Source organism: Azospirillum sp. A26 (genome assembly GCF_042604635.1).
GTDB lineage: Bacteria > Pseudomonadota > Alphaproteobacteria > Azospirillales > Azospirillaceae > Azospirillum > Azospirillum palustre.
In genome coordinates this window covers 569,229-590,296 of record NZ_CP170473.1, presented here as the reverse complement: position 1 = coordinate 590,296, position 21,068 = coordinate 569,229, and the positions used below count along the sequence as shown (strand labels likewise).

Annotated in this window: 18 protein-coding genes and 1 riboswitch; of the genes, 4 read left to right on the top strand and 14 right to left on the bottom strand. The window is 69.1% G+C overall.

Features of this window, described 5'->3' with window-relative positions; genetic code table 11:
• Window positions 1–60: 60 nt before the first annotated feature.
• Window positions 61–1,545 (bottom strand): methyl-accepting chemotaxis protein, encoded by a 1,485-nt coding sequence (locus tag ABNQ39_RS17110; protein WP_376961992.1) that lies wholly within the window; start codon window positions 1,543–1,545, stop codon window positions 61–63.
• 781 nt (window positions 1,546–2,326) lie between these two features.
• Here ABNQ39_RS17110 and ABNQ39_RS17105 point away from each other — a divergent pair.
• Window positions 2,327–2,611 carry a hypothetical protein gene (locus tag ABNQ39_RS17105; RefSeq protein WP_376961990.1) on the top strand — a complete coding sequence of 95 codons (285 nt, stop codon included), beginning with the start codon at window positions 2,327–2,329 and terminating at the stop codon, window positions 2,609–2,611.
• 30 nt (window positions 2,612–2,641) lie between these two features.
• Here ABNQ39_RS17105 and ABNQ39_RS17100 read toward each other — a convergent pair whose 3' ends face one another.
• From ABNQ39_RS17100 to ABNQ39_RS17080, 5 genes are all read right to left on the bottom strand, one after another.
• Window positions 2,642–4,819 carry a TonB-dependent receptor gene (locus ABNQ39_RS17100; protein ID WP_376961988.1) on the bottom strand — a complete coding sequence of 726 codons (2,178 nt, stop codon included), beginning with the start codon at window positions 4,817–4,819 and terminating at the stop codon, window positions 2,642–2,644.
• Between the two features lie 145 nt (window positions 4,820–4,964).
• Entirely contained in the window at window positions 4,965–5,798 is an 834-nt protein-coding gene (locus ABNQ39_RS17095) for a (2Fe-2S) ferredoxin domain-containing protein (RefSeq protein WP_376961986.1), read from the bottom strand.
• A complete protein-coding gene (locus ABNQ39_RS17090) occupies window positions 5,795–6,823 on the bottom strand; it encodes a FecCD family ABC transporter permease (protein ID WP_376961984.1) in 1,029 nt (342 codons plus the stop codon). Before ABNQ39_RS17090 ends, ABNQ39_RS17095 begins: the two co-directional genes overlap by 4 nt.
• On the bottom strand, window positions 6,820–7,794 hold the full coding sequence (locus ABNQ39_RS17085; RefSeq protein WP_376961982.1) for an ABC transporter substrate-binding protein: 975 nt from the start codon (window positions 7,792–7,794) through the stop codon (window positions 6,820–6,822). Before ABNQ39_RS17085 ends, ABNQ39_RS17090 begins: the two co-directional genes overlap by 4 nt.
• The gene (locus ABNQ39_RS17080) at window positions 7,791–8,615 is read right to left on the bottom strand and encodes an ABC transporter ATP-binding protein (RefSeq protein ID WP_376961980.1); all 825 of its coding nucleotides are present in this window, start codon (window positions 8,613–8,615) and stop codon (window positions 7,791–7,793) included. Before ABNQ39_RS17080 ends, ABNQ39_RS17085 begins: the two co-directional genes overlap by 4 nt.
• A gap of 123 nt (window positions 8,616–8,738) precedes the next feature.
• A riboswitch (cobalamin riboswitch) is annotated at window positions 8,739–8,972 on the bottom strand.
• Between the two features lie 265 nt (window positions 8,973–9,237).
• On the opposite strand from ABNQ39_RS17080, the gene ABNQ39_RS17075 reads away from it, so the two are divergent.
• The 3 genes from ABNQ39_RS17075 to ABNQ39_RS17065 all read left to right on the top strand — a co-directional run bounded on the left by ABNQ39_RS17075 (window position 9,238) and on the right by ABNQ39_RS17065 (window position 12,999).
• Entirely contained in the window at window positions 9,238–9,663 is a 426-nt protein-coding gene (locus ABNQ39_RS17075; protein WP_376961978.1) for a DUF2946 family protein, read from the top strand.
• Between the two features lie 139 nt (window positions 9,664–9,802).
• The gene (locus ABNQ39_RS17070; RefSeq protein ID WP_376961976.1) at window positions 9,803–12,001 is read left to right on the top strand and encodes a TonB-dependent receptor; all 2,199 of its coding nucleotides are present in this window, start codon (window positions 9,803–9,805) and stop codon (window positions 11,999–12,001) included.
• 155 nt (window positions 12,002–12,156) lie between these two features.
• A complete protein-coding gene (locus tag ABNQ39_RS17065; protein WP_376961974.1) occupies window positions 12,157–12,999 on the top strand; it encodes an energy transducer TonB in 843 nt (280 codons plus the stop codon).
• Between the two features lie 11 nt (window positions 13,000–13,010).
• On the opposite strand, the gene ABNQ39_RS17060 is transcribed toward ABNQ39_RS17065, so the two are convergent.
• The 8 genes from ABNQ39_RS17060 to ABNQ39_RS17025 form a co-directional block, all read right to left on the bottom strand.
• Window positions 13,011–14,216 (bottom strand): acyl-CoA dehydrogenase family protein, encoded by a 1,206-nt coding sequence (locus tag ABNQ39_RS17060; protein ID WP_376961972.1) that lies wholly within the window; start codon window positions 14,214–14,216, stop codon window positions 13,011–13,013.
• A gap of 30 nt (window positions 14,217–14,246) precedes the next feature.
• Window positions 14,247–15,254: an ABC transporter substrate-binding protein gene (locus ABNQ39_RS17055; protein WP_376961970.1), complete on the bottom strand. Its 1,008-nt coding sequence runs from the start codon at window positions 15,252–15,254 to the stop codon at window positions 14,247–14,249.
• A 38-nt stretch (window positions 15,255–15,292) separates the two neighbouring features.
• Complete coding sequence (locus ABNQ39_RS17050) at window positions 15,293–16,093, bottom strand: class II aldolase/adducin family protein (protein WP_376961968.1); 801 nt, start codon at window positions 16,091–16,093, stop codon at window positions 15,293–15,295.
• A gap of 27 nt (window positions 16,094–16,120) precedes the next feature.
• Window positions 16,121–17,080, bottom strand: a complete 960-nt coding sequence (locus ABNQ39_RS17045; RefSeq protein ID WP_376961966.1) for a D-isomer specific 2-hydroxyacid dehydrogenase family protein — start codon at window positions 17,078–17,080, stop codon at window positions 16,121–16,123.
• Window positions 17,081–17,086: 6 nt separating this feature from the next.
• Window positions 17,087–18,211 carry an LLM class flavin-dependent oxidoreductase gene (locus ABNQ39_RS17040; protein WP_376961964.1) on the bottom strand — a complete coding sequence of 375 codons (1,125 nt, stop codon included), beginning with the start codon at window positions 18,209–18,211 and terminating at the stop codon, window positions 17,087–17,089.
• 63 nt (window positions 18,212–18,274) lie between these two features.
• Window positions 18,275–19,288 (bottom strand): ABC transporter substrate-binding protein, encoded by a 1,014-nt coding sequence (locus ABNQ39_RS17035; protein WP_376961962.1) that lies wholly within the window; start codon window positions 19,286–19,288, stop codon window positions 18,275–18,277.
• A gap of 26 nt (window positions 19,289–19,314) precedes the next feature.
• On the bottom strand, window positions 19,315–20,175 hold the full coding sequence (locus ABNQ39_RS17030) for an ABC transporter ATP-binding protein (RefSeq protein WP_376961960.1): 861 nt from the start codon (window positions 20,173–20,175) through the stop codon (window positions 19,315–19,317).
• A 6-nt stretch (window positions 20,176–20,181) separates the two neighbouring features.
• On the bottom strand, window positions 20,182–20,994 hold the full coding sequence (locus tag ABNQ39_RS17025) for an ABC transporter permease subunit (RefSeq protein WP_376961958.1): 813 nt from the start codon (window positions 20,992–20,994) through the stop codon (window positions 20,182–20,184).
• Between the last annotated feature and the right edge of the window lie 74 nt (window positions 20,995–21,068).

The window sequence follows — 21,068 nt, the reverse complement described above, 5'->3', positions numbered from 1 at the left end:
TCGAAGCGGAATGCCGAAGCACGCAAAAAGCGTGCAGCGTCGGTTCCTCCGCGTGGATGGTCACCCGACCAGACTGTGGGAGATCACTTTCACCTTGTGGGTGGCGTCGTTCGCCACGCCGGTCGCGATGGCGATCTCGTTCATGCTGTCGCGGATGCCGCCGACGCCCGTCGCGGCCTCCTGCATGTTGACGGACATCGCGCGGGTGACGATGGTCTGCTCCTCCACCGCCGAGGCGATGGCCGCGGAAATTTCGTTCATGTGGGCGATGACGCCGGACACGTCGCCAATCGACGTCGCCGCGTCGCCGGTCGCCCTCTGGATGCCGGCGATCTGGGCGGTGATCTCCTCGGTCGCCCGGGCGGTCTGGCCGGCCAGCGTCTTCACCTCGCCGGCGACAACCGCGAAGCCGCGGCCGGCTTCGCCGGCCCGGGCCGCCTCGATCGTCGCGTTCAGCGCCAGCAGGTTGGTCTGCTTGGCGATCTGCTGGATCAGGCCGACCACGTCGCCGATGCGGGACGCCGCCTCAGTCAGGCTGGCCATGATGGCGGCGGTGCGGTTCGCCTGCTCCACCGCCCGCACGGTGACCTCCGCCGCATCGTTCATGCGCCGGCCGATCTCGTCGATTGCCGCCGACAGTTGCTCCGCCCCCGCCGCCGCTGCCTGGACGTTGGAGGAGACCTGGGTCGAGACGGTGGCGGCGTTGGCCGCCTGCCCGTTGGCGGTGGAGATGGCGCTGGTGATCGCCCCGAGGTCGGTGTCGATCTCCGTATGGAGTTCGTTGCGATGCAGACGATCCCTGACTTTGGCAGTGATGTCGGTCGCGAACTTCACGATCTTCACCGGCCGGCCGTTGGGATCGAAGATCGGGTTGTAGGTCGCCTGGATCCAGACCTCGACCCCGTCCTTGCCGATCCGCCTGTATTCGGCGGTCTGATATTCGCCGCGTTCCAGCGCCTCCCAGAAGCGGCGGTAGGCCGGAGAGTCCCGTTCCGCCACATCGACGAACAGACTATGGTGGCGCCCGCGGATTTCCCCCAGGCTGTAGCCAAGGGTTTGCAGGAAATTGCCGTTCGCATCGAGGATGGTGCCGTCCATCGCGAAATGGATGACCGCCTGGGACTTGTTGATGGCGTCGATCTGGCCCTGGAAGTCGGCGGCCCTGACCTTCTGCTCCGTGATGTTGGTGGCGAACTTCACCACCTTGGTCGGCTTGCCGTTGCGCCCGACGATCGGGTTGTAGCTCGCCTGAATCCAGAAGTCCCGGCCGTGCTTGTCGATCCGCCGGTATTCGGCGGTCTGGAAGCGGCCCTGGCGCAGGTCTTCCCAAAATCGGTGATAGGTGGGGCAGTCCCGTTCCGCCGGATCGACGAACAGGCTGTGGTGGCGTCCCCTGATTTCCGGCAGGCTGTAGCCGACGGTTTCAAGGAAGTTCTGGTTGGCCGTGATGATGGTGCCGTCGAGGTTGAACTCGATGACCGCTTGGGATTTGTCCAGCGCATCGAGCTTGGCTGTCCGTTCCAGGCCGCTTTGGAAGCGCATCATGACCCAACCCTTTCCACTATGAATGCCGTCGAATGGGGAAAGGCCGTCGATCGGCCCATATGTGCCGCAGCCGGAGCCTTCTTCGCGCAAGAGGGCTCACCGTCGCACGGTTTTCCGTCTTGACCCGTGCCGTACGCTGCTTGTGCGGAAAGTTAAACGTTCGCACTACAACCATGGCAATAAGGGTTGCCCCTCACATCCGGGGCGGTACCTATCCCATGGGATCATGCTCCGCACCGGCTCCCCGGACCTTTTCAGCGAATGCGGAAACGGAAATTTTTCTTTTACGGTCAAAGGCTTGTGGTGGATGACGATGGCTATTCCTGCACCAGTCCGGCGCCATCCCTTTCCGTCGGTTCGATCAGAGCGGCGACATCCACCTATCCTATTTTCCGCACCCTAACTGATCAGATAGTTCCCTTCGTCAAAGTGCTGTGGCAAGGCTCCGTTACCTATCCATTTTCCCGGCATTGCCATACCGAGGAGCAGGAAGGTGGGCCGGTCGTCTCCGGGGTGTTGCCCGTCACCTCGATGGCCGAGCGGAAGATCCTCCCAGTGGCAGTCTGGTCACGGAACAGGCACTCAGTCGGTGCCTTGGACCGTATCCTCCTTCGAAACTGATGTACGGGGAGGTAATCTTCTGGGCACGAAATCCTATTGTTAAGTTACTCTTGAGAACAGAATCAATGCCATCTCAGTGAGTGCGTCAAATCTCCACTGCCGGTAGCCGCAATCCTCGGTGGTTGCCTGCTCCTGCAACCAAGTCATCAAGAAGCCCGTCGTGCTCACGCATGGCGGGCTTCTTGATGTTTCCGGTCTTTTGCCGTTCGCGATTCTTTACCGTTGCCTCGGCGATTGGGTCGACACAGGTCGATCATCCAAGACGATCATGCAACCCGGACATGCCAAGCCACTTCGACCCCGGCTCGCCCGTTTCGACCAGCCGGCAGATACGATCACTGTGGAGATGATGCGCGAGGACTATGGCGCGGAGATGGATGTGCCGCCGGCCGGCAATGCCGGTATGCGTGTGTGCGTGCACCATGGTCTGCACCGGAGGGCGTGACAGGGGACGCCCGGGCGGAATGCCGAGCGGTCAAAAGGTCATCGAGAAGGCCAGCTCCGCCGAGCGCGGACGGCCGAGCACCCAGCTGCCGCTGCTTCCGGCCACGGCATAAACCTCGTCGAACAGGTTGAAGGCGCGCAGGCTGAGCTTGGTGTTGTCGGTCGGCCGGTAATCCAGCCCGGCATTGACCACGGTGTAGGAAGGCCGGACGCTGGTGTTGGCGGCGTCGGCATAGGTCTTGCCGACATACTGCACGCCGGCCCGCACCTTCCAGCCCGGCAGGAATGCCCAGTTCGCCCAGACGTTGGCGGTGCGCTCCGGCACGCCGGTCGGTACGTTGCCGGCATAGGACACGGCGCGGCCCGACACCGTCTGGGTGAAGTCGTCATATTTGGCCCGCAGCAGCGCGCCGTTCACGTCCACCCGCACACCGTACCACAGGCCGAGCGACAGGGACGCCTCCAACCCGCGCGAGGACTGCTGCCCGACCTGCACAGTCACCGCCGGCTGGTTGGGGTCGGTGGTCAGCAGCTTGTCCTTGACGATGCGGTAGGCGGCCAGCGTCCACTCGCCACGCCCTTCGAGGAAGGCGTGCTTCACGCCGATCTCGATCTGCCGGCCGGTGGACAGGTCGAAGTCCTTCTGCGTCGGCGACAGAGAGATCAGATTGCCGATCGGGTCGACGGCGGTGGCGTACTGGCCATAGAGGGCCAGACCGGGAACGACCTCGTACACCGCGCCGGTCCGCCAGCTGGTGGCGCGGAAGTCCCTGGTGTAGGCGGTTCCCGCCACCAGATCCCAACGCTCCACGGTCGGGGCGTCGTAGCGGATGCCGCCGACCAGCGACAGCTGCGGGGTCACCGCCAGCCGATCCTCGGCGAACAGGGAATATTGGCGGGTGCGCGACCGGCTGCGCGGAGAGGTGCCGGCGCTGTTGAGGAACAGGCCGGGCGCCGGGTCGAACGGGTCGACGGTGCTGGACCCGCCATAGGGCGAGTTGTTGGTGTGCTTGAACTCGATCCGGTTCAGGTCGAAGCCGCCGACCATCTCGTTCTTCATGCCGAAGACGCTGTTGCGCCAGGTCGCGTCGAAGCGGTCGCCGACCTGCCGCTGGTCGTGGTAGATCTCGATGTAGCTGCTGCGCTGGATGCTGCGGGTGGCGGCATTCCAGGCGTAGCTCTCCACATCCTTCCAGTGGCGGTGGCTGGTCAGGTGGTAGGCGGTGTTGCGCAGGGTCAGCGCGTCGGACACCGCCCATTCGGCCTTGAGCTGGGTCCAGTTGTCGCGATAGCGGATGTCGCTGTCGGCCACGTTGAAGTTGCGGTGCCGCAGCGCGCGGTCGAGGCTGCCCGCGATCAGCGGCGTTCCGAAATACTCCTGCGGCTGCTGGTCGCCATAATCGTTGGACAGGGTGACGGCGAGATCCGGCGTCGCCTGGAGCTTGACCGCGCCGGACAGCGCGAGAGTCTTCGTGTCGCCGCGATCCACCCAGCCGTTGGAGCGGTTGCCGCTGGCGTCCAGCCGGTAGGACAGCTTTTCCCCCAGCGGACCGCCGCTGCCGAAGGCGGCGCGCCGGGTGCCGTCGGTGCCGATGGCGACTGTCGCCTCGTTGCGGACATCGGGGGTCGGGCGCTTGGGCACCACATTGACCACGCCACCGATGGCGCCCTCGCCATAGAGGACGGAGGCCGGGCCGCGCAGCACCTCGATGCGTTCGGCCGACCAGGCGTCGAACGGGAAGGTGACGGTGCCCGACCCGACATAGAGCCGCGTCCCGTCATAAAGCTGCATCACCGAGCCATGGCCGGCGAAGCCGCGCGTCGCCAGCGACGATCCGCCGTTGCCGGGAGTCGCCAGCGAGGTGAAGCCGGTGGCGTTCTGGGTGACGGCCTCCGTCACGCTGGTCTGGCCGCGGTCGCGGATGGTCCGGCCGTCGATCACCTCGACGCTGGCCGGGGTTTCCAGCGGGGTCAGGCCGAGGCGGCTGCCGCCGGTGTTCGGCCGGTCGAGCGCCAACCCGGCGGCAGCGGCGTCCGTTGCCCGGCCGGTGACGGTGACCGGGTCCAGGGTGACCGGCGGCTCGGATTCGGCCGCTCCGGCCGCCGCGGGGCCGAAGGATGCGGCGACCAGAAGCAGCGTCGCCAGCGAACCGGAGCGCCAGCGATTGTGCCGGTCGGAAATGATGTGGGCTGAATGGGCAGGAAACATGGACAATCCCCCAGGATGGAAAAGGACGAGAGAGGGCATTCTGCGAAGTCGGTGCTTCGCGGCTGACGGGAGTGCGGAGTGCTGGGTGGAGGCGCCGGTCGGCTGAGGTGCAAAAACCGGGCGGCCGGAGATCAGGGAGGCCGGATCACCCCATGGGGTCGTCCTCCGCCCGCTCCGCCGGACGGTTGCGATGCAGGATGTCGGCGGTTTCAGGTGTGTCAGACAGCAGGTGGCCGGTGACGATGCGGTCGATCTTCGCGGGCGTCAGGTCGCCGTACCAGACGGCGTCGGGCTGGACGACCAGCAGCGGTCCGCGGTTGCAGGGGTAAAGGCAGCTCGTCCGCGCGCACATCGCCCGGCGCGGACCGGCGTTCAGGGCGCGGTGCCCTTTCATCGCCGCGCGCAGATGCTGGTACAGCGGCTCGGCACCGCGATGCAGGCAGCGGGCGCCGACACAGACAAAGACCTGCCGGCCATGTTCGGGGATCGCCGACCAGCCGGGCTTGCCGAGGCTGGGCTGGGTTCCGCGGACATCCTTCGCAAGGGCATCCGCCGGCCCGCCGGCATTGGAGTTGAGGGCGATGCGGTCGAGGGCGGCGGGCAGGTCGAGCGCGCTTTCAACCGGCGGCGCCAGCCGGACGGCCATCGCGGTGCCGGCCATCGCCGTGCCGGTCGTCGTGGCCCAATGGCTGGGCGCGCCCGGCAGCCACGCCGACAGGCTGGGGTCGGACGGAACCATGGCGGGAATGACCACAGCCTCGGCCACGCCGTCCCGCTCCAGATCCGCAAGCACGCCGAGCAATGCGGGGCCGGACAGGTCGGCATAGGCGGTTGCGACCGTAACGGTTTCGCCGCGCGCCGCCTGCCGGGCGGCCAGAGCCGATGCGAGCGCCTTCAGGTTCTGCCCATGGTCGAAGGAGGCGCGCCCGTACAAGACGATGGCGCGCCTGGATGGCGGGTTCGCCGGGGTCTCCGTCATAGCGTGCCTCTCCGCCGCATCAGCCACAGGAAGAAGGTGCCGCCGACCAGTGCCGTGACGATGCCGACCGGAATCTCGCGCGGGGCGAACAGGGACCGGGCAGCGACGTCCACCCACAGCAGAAGCAGCGCCCCGCCCAGCGCGGCCACCGGCAGCAATGCCCGCAAATGTCCGCCGACCAGCATCCGCGCGATGTGGGGCACCACAAGCCCGACGAAGCCAATGCCGCCGCAGGCCGACACCAGAGCCCCGGTCATCAGGGCGGTGACGAGGAAAAGCTCCAGCCGCAGGCGGCCCGGATCGGTGCCGAGCGAGCGGGCCGCGTCGTCGCCCAGCGCCAGCGTGTTGACGGTTTCCGCCCGCAGCCACAGCCACAGCAGACCGCCGACGACCAGACCCGCCGGAATGGGCAGCACGCTCCAGCGCGCGGTGCCGAAGCCGCCCATCATCCAGAACAGCGCGGCGTCGGCGCCGCGATCCGTCGCCAGGACGATCAGGACATTGGTGACGGCGTGCAGGATGAAGGCGACCGCGACACCGGTCAGCACCAGCCTTTCACCGGTCACCACGCCGTCGCGCCCGCGCGCCGCGGCGAAGACGACCAGCATCGCCGCGAGCGCACCGAGGAAGGCGGCGACCGGCAAACCCAGCATTCCGGCGACCGCACCGGCGTAGAGCAGAACGGTCACCGCCCCCACCGAGGCTCCGGCCGACACGCCGAACAGATAGGGGTCGGCCAGCGGGTTACGCGTCAGCACCTGAAGCACGGCTCCCACCGCCGCCAGTCCGGCCCCGGCCAGCGCGCTCAGCAGAACGCGCGGCACCCGCAATTCCCAGACGATGTTGCGCTCGGCCCGGCTGGCGTCGGCGGGCGGGGCCAGCGCCGGCCACAACTCGTGCAGGACGACCGCCCAGACCTTCGGGATGGGGACGCGGGCGGCGCCGAAGCCGACGGCAGCCACCACGGACAGGGCCAGCACGGCGGCCAGGAGCAGGGACAGGCCCAGCAGGCGGGAGCGGTTCATGGTGTGAATCGCTCCGGGTGCAGGGTCCGCGCCATCCGCTCCAGCGCCTCGACATTGCGGGTGGAGGGTGTCTGCTCGGCATAGGTCAGCACGATGAACTGCCGTTTGCGCACGGCCTCGACGTCGGCCAGTTGCGGTGCCGAGGTCAGATGGCGGATGGCGTCCTCGGCCGGGATCCGGTGGGCGCTGACGATGATCCATTGTGGATCGCGCCGCACCATCTCCTCCCAGCTCACCCGGACATAGCTGTCGGGGATGTCATCGAAGATGTTGCGCCCGCCGGCCAGCTCCATCAGCAGGCTGGTCATTCCTTCGCGCCCCACCGACAAGGGGGCCGCGTCGGTGTGGCACTGGTCGCAATACATCACGCGCGGCCGGTCGGCGACGGCACCGACACGCTCGGTGACGGCAGCGACCCGGCGGCGGAAATCGGTGACCATGGCCTCGGCACGCTCCGTCACGCCGAAGACGGCGCCCAGCGCCAGCAGATCGGCATAGAGCGTATCCATGCCGATCGGCTCGCGCGGGCCGATGCGGATGCAGCTTTCCCGCAGCGTGTAGGTCGCCACGCCCATCTCGGCCAGCCGGGCCGGGGTGAAGCCGCGCGCCTCGTTGAAGCCATAGCTCCAGCCGGCGAACAGGAAGTCTGGATTGACCGACAGCACCGCCTCCAGCGTCGGCGCGCGGTCGGGCAGCCGGGGCAGCGCCGCGACCACGCCCGGCGCGGCGACCAGCCGGTGCTCCACCCCCTCGATGCCGGAAACGGCGACCAGCCGGTCGGCGAGGCCGAGGTCCAGCATGGTCTGGGTCATGTTGGTGTCGTGGACTATCGGCCGCTTCGGCGCCGCGGCGAAGCGGGCGGTCTGGAAGCAGTTGGCGACCTCGACCGGATAGGATTGGGCAAGGGCGGCGCCGGCTTGCAGGGCGAGGGCCAGGGCAAAAGGCGGAACGCCCCGGAGAATGCGTCTCATCGTGGTGACTCCGTCAGGGGCGACAGGTCGATGCGCAGCCGGCCGTCCTGGGGGCGGCGGTCCACCGTCGCGGCGACGCGGTAGACGGCGGTCAGCCGGTCGGGGGTCAGCGCCTCCTCCGGCGCGGCATCGGCCTGGAGCCGTCCGTCGGCCAGCAGCAGGATGCGGTCGCACCAGCGGGCCGCCAACTCGATGTCGTGCAGCGTCGCCACCACGGTGATGCCGAGCGCGCGCACGAGGTCGAGCACGGCGAAACGGTGGTGGATGTCCAAATGGTTGGTCGGTTCGTCGAGCAGCAGGATACGTGGACGCTGGGCCAGGGCGCGGGCGATCATCACCCGCTGGCGCTCGCCGCCCGACAGCTGTTCGACCGCACGCCCGGCCAGCCCGGACAGTTCCAGCCGGTCCAGCGCGTCCTCGACGATGGCGCTGTCCTCCGCCCCGGCCCCGGCGAAAGGGGAGCGGCGGTGGACGAGCCGCCCCATGCCGACCACGTCGCGCACGGTGAAGCCGAGTGCGGCGGTGGAATCCTGGGCCTGGAGCGCCAGCCGGCGGGCCAGTTCGACCGGCCGCAGGGCGCGCGGATCGTCGCCGTCGATGACGGCCCGGCCGGCGGACGGGGTTTGCAGGCCGGCGAGGCAGCGCAGCAGCGTGGTCTTGCCCGAGCCGTTGGGCCCGAGAATGCCGAGGATTTCTCCGCCGGGAACCGAAAAGCCGATGTCCGACAGGACCATGCGGTCGGCCAGCCGGCAGCTCAACCGTTCCACCGTGATGGCGGGGGGAGGGACCGGTTCCTCTGTGGGGAAGGGTGCTGACGCCATCCGTGCTTCCTGTCTTTGCGGACGGGGAGGCATGGCGGACGTCTTGCGGAGCATGCGACGCGACCGGAGCGGAGTCCGGGCACACGCATGGCAAGCGTTCCACCGGGACACCCCGCCCGAGGACGTTTCGTTGTGGTGCTGGCAGGTCTCCTGGCTTGCGGGTCGTCGCCGTTCCGTCGGGCCTTCCCAGCGCCGATGGGCGCCAGTGGCTTGAAATGACGGTACGGCTCACCGCTCACAGTTGCGGGGGCAGCCCCGGCCTCACCGCATTCCCCTTTGCAGGGTCGGCGGCTCACCGGGTTCCCTCTTAGCTTCCGGCGGCGAACCACCGGAAGAACCAGAACCGGGACCATTCATGAGCGACGCGGCGCCCCCGGTCAAGCTTTGCGAACGAACGAAAGCATCGGAGAGTCCATATTCAAAATGTTATGTTATAACGTTACATATCGTGCCATCCTGCGGTCTGCAAGGAGAAGTTCGCCGTCAGAACCGGGCATCGAAGCCGGGCGTCGGATCTGGGCCCTGCGGGAAAATGCCGCTGATCCCGAGTGCGGCACTTCGGTTAATGTCCCGCACCCAATGCGTGCGATTGCACGCAAAATGGATCGATGCACGGATCGGCATGACCGCGACCCAGGACAGACTGCGACCCACGCGACGGGCCGGCCTTGCGGCCGGTGCGATTGCGCTGCTGTTGCAGGTCGTCGCCTGGGCCTGGATGCCCGCCGTCATCGCATCCGCCACTGCGGCCGAGAGCAGCCGGATCGTCATCTGCACGCCGGACGGGTTCAAGACCGTGGTAATGGACGACCACGGAATGGCAGGCGATCCGGCAGGCGACGAGAGCGATTTGGGCCAAGGCGATCTGCTGATGTCCGGCGGTTCCTGTCCGCTCTGTCCGCTGATCGGCGGACTGGCGCTGCCGCCGCCGGATTTGCGGATGACGCGCGCGTCGGTCGGGCGCCACAGCCCGGAAGTCTTGCCCGGCGACGTGATCGCCGCCGGCTGGTTCCTTTCCACCCTCCAGGCCCGCGCGCCACCGGTCTGAGGCCGGAGTTGCGGGATCGCCGTGCGGGATGTCCCTCGCGGCGATCCACCCTTGCCGACCTTCCCTGTTTGCAGCCTTGCACATTCTTCGCGCCGATGGCGTGGGGCCGTGTTCGGCTGGCCTCAGATCGAGATATCTCATGATGTTGCGTTTCGCCGCGGCCGGCGCCCTGCGCGCTGCCCTGCTGTCCGGTGCTGCCCTCACCGCACTGTTCCCCGTCGCTGTCTCCGCCCAGACCGTTACGCCGCTTGCCCAATCGCTTCCGGCGATTTCCGTGATCGCAGGCCCGGACGATGCCCTGGCCGCCGGCACCACCCTGGGCGGGGATGGGCTGGCCGCCCGTCGGCCCGCCACTGGCGATGTCGCGGCCCTGCTGCGCGGCCTGCCAGGCGTCAGCCTCTACGGCAATGGCGGCGTGTCGAGCCTGCCGGCGCTGAACGGGCTGGGTGCCGACCGCGTCAATGTGCTGGTCGACGGTGCGCCCATTGCCCCCGCCTGCCCCAACCAGATGAACCCGGCGCTGTCCACCATCACGCCGACGCGCCTGTCCAAGATCGAGGTCCTGGCCGGGATCACGCCGGTCAGCGCCGGCGGCGACAGCATCGCCGGCACCATCGCCGCCGAAAGCGCGCCTCCGGTCTTCGCTCCGGCGGGCGAGGCGGTGCACAGCGAGGGCAAGCTGTCGGCCTCCTACCGGTCCAACGGCCGCGGCGTGACGGGGGCCGCCGAGGCGTCCGTCGCCACCGACAGCCTCAGCCTGGGCTACAGCGGATCCTGGAGCCGGGCCGGGAACTACAAGGCCGGCAACGGCCAGACCGTCCGCTCGACCCTCTACAACATGCAGGACAATGCGGTGACGTTCGGGGCGCGCCGCGACGGGCATCAGGTTACGCTGCAGGGCGGCATCCAGACCATGCCCTACCAGGGCTTTCCCACCCAGCGCATGGATCTGACCGACAACCGCACCGTCTTCCTGAACGGCCGGTACGAAGGGGCCTTCGACTGGGGAACGCTCGACGCCCGCGCCAACTGGCGGCGGACGCGGCACACCATGAATTTCCTGGAGGACAAGGGTGGCAGCGCCGGCGGCGGCATGCCGATGGACACGCTGACCACCGACGCCGGCTATTCGCTCAAGGCGACGCTGCCGCTGTCGGCACGCGACACCCTGCGCGTCGGCACCGAGTTGCGTCATACCCATCTCGACGATTGGTGGGACCCGGTGGCCGGCAGCAGCATGATGAGTCCGCTGACCTACTGGAACGTCAAGGACGGCACCCGCAACCGCCTCGGCACCTTCGCCGAGTGGGAGGCCGCCTGGTCGCCGGCCTGGACGACGCTGCTCGGCGTGCGCAACGACGTGGTGTGGATGGACACCGGCGCGGTGCAGCCCTATTCCTGGCAGAACAGCCTCGGCATGGGCATGGGGGGCATGATGCCGATGGCCAACCCCGATGCGGCCGACGCGCGCGCCTTCAACGCCCGCGGCCGTGGCCGCACCGACGTCAATTTCGACGCGACGGCCCTGGTCCGCTACACCCCCTCCGACACCAGCGCAATCGAAGCCGGCTATGCCCGCAAGACCCGCTCGCCGAACCTTTACGAGCGCTACGCCTGGGGCACCGGCGGGATGTCGAGCAGCATGAACGGCTGGTTCGGCGACGCCAACGGCTATGTCGGCAACCCCGACCTCAAGCCGGAGGTCGCCAACACCGTCAGCACCACCCTGTCACTGCACGATGCCGCCCGCAAATCCTGGGAGGTCAAGCTGACCCCCTATTACACCTATGTGCAGGATTTCATCGACGTCGAGCGGATCGGCACGCTGAGCAACGGCTTCGTCAAGCTGCGCTTCGCCAACCATGACGCCATCCTGGTCGGCGCCAACCTGTCGGCGGCGGCCGGGCTGTACGAGGATGACAGGATCGGCTCCTTCCGCCTGTCCGGCGTGGTCGGCTGGGTGCATGGCCGCAACCTCGACACCGGCGACGCGCTCTATCACATCATGCCGCTGAACGCCCTGCTGACGATGGAGCACCGGCTGGGCGGCTGGAACAGCGCTGTCGAGTTGCAGGCGACCGCCCGCAAGGACCGGGTGGAAGCGGCGCGCAACGAGCCGAAGACGCCCAGCTATGCGCTGGTCAATCTGCGGACAGGATACGAGTGGGGCAATGTCCGGGTCGATGCCGGCGTCGAGAATTTGTTCAACCGGCAGTATTATCTGCCGGCGGGCGGCATCGACTATGCCGATTTCCGGGCGGGGGGAAGCCGGGGCACGGTCGGCGCGCTGCCGGGGGCGGGGCGCTCCTTCATCGCCGGCATGACGGTGAAATTCTAAGCCGGACCGTCCGTCGCACCGCGCCTCACCTCACCCTGCCGAAGGTCCGCTCCATGACCGAGCACCGGACGATTGCCGCCTTGCCCCGTCTCGCTGCGGAAACGGCCCCTGTTCCATCGGCCGCCCGGAGCGGGGCAGCGCGGTGGAGCCTGCCATTGTCGCTCGCCTTGCACGCGGGAGTGATCGCCCTTGCGGTCGGTGTGCAATCACCGCCGGCTCCCCTGCCGGCGGTGATCGCGGTGGAGCTTTCCTTCGTCGCGGCCGCGGCAGAACCGCCGTCGGAGCCGGTTGGGGAAAGCGTCATGGACGCGGAGGACGACGCCCGGCCGGAGCCTATTCCGGACCCTGCGTCCGAGCCGCCGCAGCAACGGGAATCGGAGCCGGAACAGGAGCCGCCTTCCGATGCCCCGATGCCGCCGGTCGCCGACACACCGGTCGCGGAGCCATCCGCGCCGGTCCCGGCAGAGCCGCTCAAGGAGGAGACGCCGCTGCCCGTCCGGCCGCCGATTCCGGCACGCCGGCCATCGCCCGCCCCCCCGCAGCGTACCCCGTCTCCTGTCAAGGCCCTGCCGGCGGCACTCCCCCCGACGGACAGGTCCGGGCGCGCCGCGCAGCCGGTGGCGCAGGCGTCATCCGCACCGGCGACCCAGCCAGCCGCGACGGCGGCGGTTTCGGCGCCACCCTCGGACCCGCCTGCCAACGCCGACAGGCAGGCGGCCGATTACTTCGGCACGATCCAGGCAAGGCTGGTCCGTCACAAGATCTATCCGCAGGCCGCGCGCCTGAGGCGGGAGGAAGGCACCGTGCTGGTCCGCTTCACCATCGTCGCCGACGGCACCATTACGGGCTGGGCGGTCGTCCAGGGGTCGGGGCACGGCAGTCTCGATCGGGCCGCGGAAGAGATGATCCAGCGTGCGTCTCCGCTTCCGCCGATCCCTTCCGGGATGGGCCGCGCCCAGATCGACATCACGCTTCCCGTTCGCTACGCGCTGCAATGACGGCTTGCCGCTCACCGTGACAGGGCGGCGCGCCCGGCGCCGGTCAGGATCATGTCGTTCTGCGGGGCGTGGACGCGGGCGCACAGGACATCGCGGTGATGGCGCTCCAGCGGGTTGTCGCGCGACAGGCCGGGATTGCCGGTGATCTCCAGCGCGCGCGCCACCGCGTCGATGGCGTTGTCGGTCACCGTGTATTTCACAAGCAGGGCATCGCTCTGCGACGGTGGCGCGCCGCCGTCCACCGCCGCCGACAGGGAGCGCAGAAGGATGCGGTTGGTCAGCAGAAGCGCCTCGATTCCGCCCAGGGCCTCTTGCAGGCGGGGGACGGTGGCGAGCGACGCACCGTTGAGCCCCGTCGGCTTGCGGGTGTGCAGGAAGCCGACCAGCCAATCGCGGGCGGAGCGGGCGATGCCGTCATAGACGCCGCTGAACAGGGCGGCCATCCAGGCGGTGGCGACCGCATCGGGGGCGGCCCAGCCGGCGGGCGGGCGCAATTCGCCGGCATGGTCGTCGGGAACGAAGACGTCGTGGAACACCACCTCGTGGCTGCCGCTGGCCCGCATGCCGATGTGGTTCCAGGTCTCCCGCACCTCGATCCCCTGTTCGGTCAGGCCGGCGCCGCGCGGGACCACCCAGGTGCCGACCAGCGGTTCCGCATCGTCGGTGCGGGCCCAGACGCCGAGCCAGGACAGCGCCGGAATGCCGGTGGAGTAGATCTTGGTGCCGGAGATGCGCCAGCCGCCAGGCACCTTGCGCGCCACCGTCGCCGGCAGCCCGCCGCGGTGCGGCGTGCCCAACTCCGGCTCCACCCGCAGGATGTTGATCAGCGCGCCATCGGTCGCGGCGGAGCGGGCGATACGCTCACGCAGCGCCTCCGGCCAGGCGGACCCGCGCCAGAGCTGGTTGTGGATGACATATTGCAGCACCAGGACCAGTGCGGTGGACGGCTCCCCGGTGGCGATCCCGTTCACCACCGCCAGCGCGTCGCCCAGCCCGCCGCCCTTGCCGCCGGCCGCTTCCGGGGTGACCAGAGCCGAAAGCCCCGCCGCCGCCAGCCGCTCGAAATTCTCGAAGGGGAAGCTGGCGGCGGCGTCATGCTCGGCGGCGCGCAGCGCGAACTCCGCCGACAGCGCGGCGATGAGCGACGGATCGACCACCGGGGCGGGGCCGGCCTCGCCGAAGGAGGCAGCGGGGAAGGGCAGGTCATCAAAGGGCATGGCAGGGCGGCTCCGCTGCAAAGGAAAGGATCAGGCGAGGTCGACCGTGATGCGCCCGGCGAAGCGCTGGCTGTCGGTCGAACGCTTGATGACCGACACGCTCTTCAGCTCGTCGGTGTAGAGCGCCAGCTGCTGGCGCAGCTCGTCGCCGATGGGGGTGACGTTGTGGGCGTGGCTGCGCAGCATCGCCTCCAGTTCCTCCACCGGGAATTTCGGGGCGAAGGGTGCATAGGCCGCGGCGGCGGCGCGCAGGTCGGCGTATGCCGCGTGCTGCGCCTCGATCAGGGCGGCGGTCAGCGCCTTGGCCGCCGGGCGGTTGTCGCGCAGCAGGCTGCCGCGCACGCCGACGAGGCAGCAGGTGCGGGTGGCGAACTCGCCGCAGACGTTGTTGGTGATCTCCACCATCTGCGGGTTCTTGGTCTGGCTCCACACCAGCGGGTCACCGTCGGCGATGGCGTGGATTTCCCCCTTCTCCACCGCCAGCCCGAGCAGGTCGGCGGGGAACTGGCGCCACTCGACGTCCTTGTTGGGGTCGAGGCCGAACTTGGTCAGCACGACCGAGAAGAAGTTCTTCGACGGGCTGGCCATGTCGCTGACGCCGATCACCTTGCCCGGCAGGTCGAGCACCGTCTTCACCCCGGCCGCCTTGGCTCCGAACAGCCGCATGCAGCCGCCATGCAGGCCGGCGGAGATCTTCACGTCAAAGCCCTGCTCCAGCGGCTTCAGCCAGCGCAGCGCCATGCCGACGCCGGCATCGGCCTTGCCGGTGGCGATGGCCTCCAGCAGCTGGTCAGTGGAGCCGGTGAAGTTGACCAGCTCGACCTCCAGCCCGTGCTTCTTGAACAGGTCGAGCTGGAAGGCCAGCGGCACGGCCGAAAAGCAGACGGCCCCCGCGTTCCACGACAGGCGGAGCGGTTCCGCCGCCACCGCCCGGCGGCGCAGAACGAAGGGGGCGGCGAGGGTGACGGCGCCGGCGGCGATCAGGGTGCGGCGGGCCAAGGGGCGGTGGGCCAGGGAAAGGGTCGAGTTCGCGGTCATCGTTCTTGTGCTTTCGCGAAAGGGGGGACTGGACAGGGTCAGTCGAGCAGGTCGGGTTCGGCCGCCACGATCCACTCCCACAGCGGGTGGAAGTTGTAGGCGCCGCCCTGGTGGGTGCCGACCTGGGAGCGGGTCAGCAGGGCCGTGTCATGGTCGATGGGCTGGGGCCGGCCGGCGGCCTCGGCCAGCAGCTGGGTATGGGCGGAGTTATCGGCGCTGATGAACCACCACGCGGCGGCTTCCACCGTCGGGCCGACGGTCAGCAGGCCGTGGTTCTTCAGGATCGCCAGCTTCCGGTCGCCCAGTGCCTCCACCAGCCGCTTGCCCTCGCCCTCGGTCAGGACGACGCCGGAATAGGGGTCGAAGATCACCTGATCCTCATAGAAGGCCGCCGCATCCTGGCTCAGCGGTGCCAGCGGCTGGCCGAGCGCCGACCATGCCTTGCCGTAGGTCGAATGGGTGTGGGCGGCGGCCACCACGTCGGGACGCGCCCGGTGAATGGCGGAATGGATGGTGAAGCCGGCCTGATTGATGGCGCGGTCGCCGTGCAGGATGGTGCCATCGCCGTCGACCAGATGCAGGTCCGACACCCGGATGGTGCGGAAATGCTGGCCCAGCGGGTTGATCCAGAAGCGGTCGGGATGCTCCGGATCGCGGGCGGTGACATGGCCGGCCAGTCCCTGGTCGAAGCCATAGCGGCCGAACAGGCGGAAGGTGGCGGCAAGCCGCTGCTTGCGGTGCTGCCGCTCCTCCTCGACGCTGGTGTAACTGACGGGATCGACCGGCGGCCAGAACTTGCGCCTTTCGGATCCAAGGGGGCTGGGCTGGATGTGGGTCATCGGGCGGGGGCTCCGTCGGGAAAGGGATCAGTAGCCGGTGGCGGCGTCCACCACGTCGCGCAGCGGTTCGCCGTGCGCGTAGGCGTCGAGGTTGGCGAGGATGCGGTCGGCCAGCCGCCGGTCGAAGTCCGGGGCGGACCAAGAGACATGCGGCGTTAGCCGGATCGCGGGATGGCGGTAGAAGGGATGGCCGGCAGGCAGCGGTTCGGGATCGGTCACGTCCAGTGTGGCGTTGGCGATCCGGCCGCTGTCGATGGCGGCGAGCAGGGCGTCCTGATCGACCAGCGCGCCGCGGGCGACGTTGACCAGATGCAGCCCCTTCTTGGCCTGTGCCAGCAGGCCGGCGCTCATCAGCCCGCGGGTGGCGGCGGTCAGCGGCAGGGCGAGTACCAGATGGTCGCTGACCGCCGCCAGATCCTCCAGCCGGTCGAACGGTTCGACGCCCGGTTCCGGTTCGGCCCAGCCGGAGCGGCGCACCGCTCCGATGGTCATCCCGAAAGCGAGCGCTCGCTCGGTCACCGCCCGGCCGATGGCGCCGAAGCCGGCCAGCCCCAGCCGCTTGCCGGACAGGCTGCCCAGCGTCTCGCGCCGCCAGTCCTCCGGTCCGGTGAGGCGGATGGTGTCCCACCGCTTCTCGACGCTCAGGATCGCCGTCATCACGTAGTCGGCGATGGCGACCGCCGACACGCCGCGGGCGCAGGTGACCACCGGGGCGCCGTCGAGCAGCCAGGGCGGGTAGAAGTCCATGCCCGTAGAGGCCGACTGGATCCAGCGCAAGCCGTTGCCCCAGCCGGGGGGAGGGGCGGCGGGGGCCGCCTCCCAGCCGATCAACGGACGGGTCAGCAGGACCTCGACCCCGGCCGGAACCTGCCACGGCGAGCGGCCGGCCTCATGCACCAGCACCGTGGGCCGGGAGGGGTGGGCGGCGATGCGCTCCCCCACAACGGGGCCAAGCTGGTTGAGGATGACCGGAGACCGCGCTGGCACGATGCCTCACTCCGCCGCGACGGTCTGGGCGCGCTGGCGTTCGGCCACCAGCTGGCGGACGCGCGGCAGCAGGTCGCGGCCATAGGCGATGGCATCGGGCAGCGGGTCGAAGCCGCGGATCAGGAAGGTGGTGACGCCGAGGTCGTAATAGTCGAGCAGGGCGTCGGCGACCTGATCCGGCGTACCGACCAGCGAGGTGGAGTTGCCCTTCGCCCCGGTCAGGGCGGCGATGGCGGTCCACAGGCGCTTGTCGTGGCGGTGGCCCTTGTCGGCGATGGCGAGCAGGCGGCGGGCGCCCTCGTTGTTCGGCAGGTCGCCGCGGGTGAAGCCGGTCTTCTCCAGCAGCGCCTTGGCCTTCTCATAGATGGCCTCGGCCTTGGCCCAGGCAGCGTCCTCGGTCTCCGCCAGGATCGGGCGCAACGACAGGCTGAAGGCCGGCTGCGGACGGCCCGCCTTGGCGACGGCGGCACGCACGCGGGCCAGCAACTCGCGCACCTGATCGTGGGTCTCCCCCCACACCGCATAGGTGTCGGCATGGCGTCCCGCCACCTCGACGGCTGCGGCGGAGGCGCCGGCGATCCACACCGGGATGCCCGAGGCGTTGTAGGGCTTCACCTGCGAAAAGGCCTTCTCGACCTGATAAAAGCGGCCCTGATAGTCGAAGGGCTTGTCGCTGGTCCATTCGGCGCGGACGATGTCGAGGAACTCGGACGTGCGGGCGTAGCGGTCGTCCTTGTCCTCCACAATGTTGCCGTCGCGGGCAAGCTCGCTGCGCTCTGCGCCGGTGATGACGTTGATGGCGACGCGGCCGCGGCTCAGCTGGTCGAGCGTAGCAAGCTGGCGGGCGAGGATGGTCGGCGCCTGGAAGCCGGGGCGGTGGGCGATCAGCACGCCCAGCCGGTCGGTGACGCCGGTGATGTGCTGGCTGACCTGAAGGCTGTCCGGCGCATCGGCATGGAAGGCCTGGAGCACCGAATCGAAGCCGCCAAGCTCATGGGCCTTGGCGACCGTCTCGATGTAGTCGCGGTCCACCACCGGACCCTGGCGCGGGATGATCTCCGACGCATTGTGGTTGCCGACGAAGCCGACGAAGCGGAGCGGATGGGCCGACGTGCTGTGGGTGGCGGTCATGACGATGGTCCCCTTGTTTATGGCTGGCGAGGGTTCAGGGTGGCGGCAACCCGCTGATAGGGCTCAGCTGAGCGGACGCGACAGGATGTCGGTGAAGCGGCGGTCGAAGGCCGGGGCAATGTCGATGCGCTTCGGCAGGACGCCTAACTGGTGGAAGGTGTCGGCGACGTTCTGGGCCGAAGCGATGTCGGCATCGGCGATCGGCGCCAGATCGCGCTGGCGGGAATTCTTGCGCAGGATTTCCAGGTCGGTTTCGACCGGCACGCCGATGGCGGTGGAATGGACCTGAGCCCAGCGCTCCAGATTGGCGGCGCGCCAGGCGAAGGCGCGGCGCAACCGCAGGAAATAGTCGCCGATGGCGGCGGACTTGCCCGGATCGGCCAGCGCGTCGGGCGAGGCGAGATACAGGTAGTTGCCCGACAGGTAGCCGTTGGAGGTGACGAGGACCCGCGCGCCCTTCTTGATGGCGAAGGGCACCGAGTAGCCGTAGATCGCCCAGGCATCGAGCGCGCCCTGCTCGAAGGCGGCCTGTCCCTCCGACGGGGTCAGGCTGATCGCCTGGATGTCGGTGAAGCGCAGCCCGGCCTCGCCCAGCATCCTGGCGAGATAATACTGGGTGGTGGTGGCGCGGACATAGCCGACACGCCTGCCCTTCAGATCGGCGACCGACTGGATCGGGCTGCCGGGCGGCACCAGCACGACCTGCCAGTTCACGTCGTCCTTGACCACGGCGACGATGGACAGGCGGGCACCGGCGGCGATGCCGAAGGCGGGCGGGATCTCGCTGCTGGAGCCGACGTCGATGGAACCGGCATTGATCGCCTCGACGATCAGGTTGCCCGACGCGAACTCGGCGAACTGCGACCGGAAGCTGGACCCGGCATTGCCGGACGCGTCCAGCGCCAGCCCGTCCAGCGCCTTGTAGTCGGCGATGCGCAGGACGGTTTCAGAGGCCGGGCCGGAGGCGGCCTGCGCAAGGCCGGGCAGGGTGCCCAGCGCCAGGGCGCCGCAGGCTCCGCGCAACAGGCTGCGGCGGCCGAACGGGGTGGAGGGGAGGCGGAGAATATCGGTCGTCATGGCGGCGGGTCCGTCGGCGTCGAGGGTCAGAGGCTGGGCGCTGCGGCGGCACCGGCGGGCAGACCGTAGCCGCCAGGCCTTGCACCGGCTGTCCTGGTGTCGGCTGCCGTGGCGTCGGTGCGCTGCGGTTCCCGTGCGGCCAGATGCTCCTCGTCGACGCCAAGCTCGGCCAGCAGGCGGGAGCGCAGCGCGATGAAACCGGGGTCGCCGTGGCGGCGGGGGCGGGTAAGCGGGATCGGGATGTCGGCGGCGATCTTGCCGTCCGCCATCACCACGGCGCGGTCGGCCAGCAGCAGCGCCTCGTCCACGTCATGGGTCACCAGCAGGACGGCGGGGGCATGGGCGCGCCACAGCGTCTCCACCAGACCTTGCATGCGCATCCGGGTCAGGGCGTCCAGCGCCGCGAAAGGCTCGTCGAGCAGCAGCAGGCGCGGTTCGCGGACCAGGGCGCGGGCCAGCGCCGCCCGCTGCGCCTCGCCGCCCGACAGCGTCAGCGGCCAGGCACGGGCGCGGTGGGACAGCCCGACCTCCGCCAGGGCCGCGAGGCCGCGGGCTTCGGCGTCGGGACGGCGCAGGCCCAGCGTTACGTTGCGGAGCACCCGCATCCAGGGCACCAGCCGCGGCTCCTGGAACACCACGGCGCGCTCCTCCGGTAGCTGCACGCTGCCCTCCGGCGCCGGGTCCAGCTTCGCCAGGGTGCGCAGCAGCGTGGACTTGCCGCAGCCGGAGCGGCCGAGCAGCGCGGTGAAGGAGCCCGGCTGAAGGTCGAGCGACAGGCCGTCCAGCACATTGCCGTTGCCGAAGTTGCGGACGAGGCCTTGGACGCTGACGACGGGCTTGCCGATTGTGGGTTGGGAGGCGGCGAACCGGGAAAGGGCGTGGCTCATGGAGGGTCACTCCTTGATGAAGGCCGGACGCCAGACCAGTGCCCTGCGTTCGATGACGCGGACGATCAGGTCGGCGAGCAGGCCGAGGATGGCGTAGACGATCAGGGCGACGATGATCACGTCGGTGCGCAGGAACTCCCGCGCCGTCATCGCCAGATAACCGATGCCGCTGGAGGCGTTGATTTGTTCGCCCACCACGAGGCTGAGCCACGCCACGCCGAGCGCATAGCGCAGGCCGGTCAGGAAGGCGGGCAGGGCGCCGGGCAGAATGACCTGGGCGATCATCTCCCATCGGGTCAGCCCGAGGGTGGAGACCGCCTCCACCACCTTGGCGTCGACGGTGCGGATGCCGGCGAACAGGTTCAGGTAGATCGGGAAGGCGGTGCCGAGCGCGACGAGCGCGATCTTCGGCGTCTCGCCGATGCCGAACCACAGGATGAACAGCGGCACCAGCGCCAGATGGGGCAGGGTGCGCAGCATTTGCAGGAGCGCGTCCAGCGCGTCCTCCCCCCGCCGCGACAGGCCGGCGATCAGCGCGCAGACGGTGCCGGCCGACACGCCGATGGCGAGCCCGGCGCTGACCCGGCCGAGCGAGACCAGCAGATGTACCGCCAGTTCGCCGCTGACCGTCAGGTCCCAGAAGGCGGCCAGGATCTGGCTGGGCGAGGGGATGGTGCGGGTGGAAATCCAGCCTAGCCCGACGCTGGCCTGCCAAAGGACCAGCAGAGCCAGCGGCACCGCACAGCGGCGCAGGCCTGCCGGAAGCGTCCATCTCGGGGATCGGCTTCCTATCCCTCGGGTCGCGGTGGCTGCCGTCATGGTTCCTCCCGTTGCCGGTCTGTTGCGGTGGCTACGGGAGAAAGACTATTCCTATTGCGTGAATAGGAAAAACA